3 protein-coding genes and 1 pseudogene are annotated in these 2,756 nt (G+C 65.0%); all 4 read left to right on the top strand.

All coding sequences use genetic code 11. From position 1 onward, the window contains the following. The coding region (locus WAW17_RS32250; RefSeq protein WP_422336893.1) for an alpha/beta hydrolase fold domain-containing protein at positions 1-404 on the top strand (404 nt) is incomplete at its 5' end. Positions 405-445: 41 nt separating this feature from the next. After that, positions 446-2,071, top strand: a complete 1,626-nt coding sequence (locus tag WAW17_RS32245) for a flavin-containing monooxygenase (RefSeq protein ID WP_422336892.1) — start codon at positions 446-448, stop codon at positions 2,069-2,071. 58 nt (positions 2,072-2,129) lie between these two features. Continuing rightward, the gene (locus tag WAW17_RS32240) at positions 2,130-2,429 is read left to right on the top strand and encodes a hypothetical protein (RefSeq protein ID WP_422336891.1); all 300 of its coding nucleotides are present in this window, start codon (positions 2,130-2,132) and stop codon (positions 2,427-2,429) included. 9 nt (positions 2,430-2,438) lie between these two features. Continuing rightward, positions 2,439-2,756 (top strand): annotated as a pseudogene (locus WAW17_RS32235) (alpha/beta hydrolase); the annotation flags it as partial.

Below are 2,756 nucleotides of genomic sequence, written 5' to 3'. Positions count from 1 at the left end.
GCAAGCAGGGCCCCGGTGGGGTTATCGCCTTCTCTCCGTGGCTCGACATGGAGAACAGGGGCGAGACTCTCGCCACCAACAACGACACCGATGCCCTCATCACCCCGGAACTGCTCGAAGGCATGATCGCCGGGGTCCTCGGGGACACGGTCGACCCGAAGACCCCGCTGGCGAACCCGCTGTACGCCGACTTCACCGGTTTTCCGCGGCTCTACATCACGGCAGGCAGCGTCGAGTCGCTCCTCGACAACGCCACCCGGGTGCAGGAGCGGGCCAAGTCGGCAGGTGTCGATGTCACCCTGTCCATCGGTGAGGGCCAACAGCACGTCTACCCGTTCCTGGCCGGGCGCTCCGCCCTCGTCGACGAGGAATTCGCGAAGCTCGCCTCCTGGTACAGCAAGTAACAGCCACTTCTTTTTCCCATCAGAACGCCTAAGGATTCGCCATGACTGCCCAGACCACGCCCCGCACCGTTGACGCCGTCGTCATCGGCGCCGGATTCGGCGGCATCTACGCCGTCCACAAACTGCACCACGAACTCGGCCTCACCACCATCGGCTTCGACAAGGCCGACGGCCCCGGCGGCACCTGGTACTGGAACCGCTACCCCGGCGCCCTCTCCGACACCGAAAGCCACCTCTACCGCTTCTCCTTCGACCGCGACCTCCTGCAGGACAGCACCTGGAAAAGCACCTACATCACCCAACCCGAGATCCTCGAATACCTCGAAGACGTCGTCGACCGCTTCGACCTGCGCCGCCACTTCCACTTCGGCACCGAGGTCACCTCCGCCATCTACCTCGACGACGAAGCCCAGTGGGAAATCACCACCCACGCCGGCGACGTATACCGGGCCACCTACGTCATCAACGCCGTCGGACTGCTCTCCGCCATCAACTTCCCCAACCTGCCCGGCCTGGACACATTCGAAGGCGAAACCATCCACACCGCCGCCTGGCCCGAGGGCAAGAACCTCGCCGGCCGCCGCGTCGGCGTCATCGGCACCGGCTCCACCGGCCAACAGGTCATCACCGCCCTGGCACCGGAAGTCGAACACCTCACCGTCTTCGTCCGAACCCCGCAATACTCCGTCCCGGTCGGCAACCGCCCCGTGACCACCGAGCAGATCGACGCGATCAAGGCCGATTACGACCACATCTGGAAGCAGGCCAAGAACTCCGCGGTGGCCTTCGGCTTCGATGAGTCCACCGTGCCGGCAATGAGCGTCACCGAGGAGGAACGCCGCCGCGTCTACGAACAGGCCTGGCAACACGGCGGCGGATTCCGCTTCATGTTCGCCACCTTCGGCGACATCGCCACCGACGAGGACGCCAACGAAACCGCAGCATCGTTCATCCGCGCCAAGATCGCCGAGATCATCGAGGACCCCGAAACCGCCCGCAAGCTGACCCCGACCGGCCTGTTCGCCAAACGCCCACTCTGCGACGACGGCTACCACCAGGTCTACAACCGGCCGAACGTGGAAGCCGTCGCCATCAAGGAAAACCCCATCCGCGAGGTCACCGCCCACGGAGTCGTCACCGAGGACGGCGTCCTGCACGAACTCGACGTCCTCGTCTTCGCCACCGGCTTCGACGCCGTCGACGGCAACTACCGGCGCATCCAGATCCGCGGCCGAGACGGCCTGCACATCAACGACCACTGGAACGGCCAACCGACCAGCTACTTGGGCGTCTCCACAGCAAACTTCCCCAACTGGTTCATGGTCCTCGGCCCCAACGGCCCCTTCACGAACCTGCCCCCGAGCCTCGAAACCCAGGTCGAGTGGATCAGCGACACCATCGAATACGCCGAACGCACCGGGCTGCAAGCGATCGAGCCCACACCCGACGCCGAGGCACAATGGACCCAGACCTGCACCGAGATCGCCAACGCCACACTCTTCACCAAGGTCGACTCCTGGATCTTCGGCGCGAACATCCCCGGCAAAAAGCCCAGCGTCCTGTTCTACCTCGGCGGCCTCGCCAACTACCGCACCGCCCTCGCCGACGTCACCACCAACGGATACCGCGGCTTCGAACTGAAACCAGCCGACACCGTCGCCGCCTGACACAGTCCGGCACCGTCGTCAGTCAGAAATAGGGACTTATGTGTAGCGGAGTGAATCGATGACAGACAAGCCGGTGTGGCGAAAGCCTTATGACGCCGCGGAGCGTCTGGTGGCGCCGCGAGCGGAGGCACTGGTGGACACCGACCAGTTCGCAACGGTGGCCGCCGTGATTTTCGGTCTCCGGCGCGCGGTGGGCGACGGTGTGAACGGCGTTGCCGCGCGAGTGTGGCACCTGGTGAATCTGCCGGCGGGCACCGATCTGCAACGGCTTCGCACACAGATCGGGGCGCTGGACCGGGATGTGCGACGAATGTCGCTTCAACTCGAACAGCGCCGGGACCACCCCCATGGAGAGTGATCGGCAGTGGTGACGACAGAACCGACGTCGACAAGCATCGCGGACCGGGTGCGCCGGGAGGTGGAGCGCAATGCGCTCCGGGCGCGCAACGGTATTCGCATGGCGGCGGGCCTTTCGCGGCCTGAGGTCGGCCAGACCCCGAAGGATGTGGTGTGGCGACAGGGCCGATCCGAGTTGTGGCGCTACCGCAACGACGATGTGCGTGTGTCGCCGCCACTGTTGATCGTGTTCAGCCTGTTCTCCCGCAGCTACATTCTGGATCTGCAGCGCGGCAACAGCTTCGTCGAGCAGCTGCTCGCCGCCGGATTCGACGTCTACCTGTTGGAC

It is taken from the genome of Rhodococcus sp. (in: high G+C Gram-positive bacteria), from assembly GCF_049286785.1.
Classification (GTDB): domain Bacteria; phylum Actinomycetota; class Actinomycetes; order Mycobacteriales; family Mycobacteriaceae; genus Rhodococcus_F.
Note: the sequence above shows the minus strand (reverse complement) of the source record. Positions and strands in the feature narration are given on the sequence as shown.

Coding starts and splice junctions, on each gene's coding strand:
- WAW17_RS32245 (WP_422336892.1), top strand. CDS start 446: ATGACTGCCCAGACCACGCCCCGCACCGTTGACGCCGTCGTCATCGGC.
- WAW17_RS32240 (WP_422336891.1), top strand. CDS start 2,130: ATGACAGACAAGCCGGTGTGGCGAAAGCCTTATGACGCCGCGGAGCGT.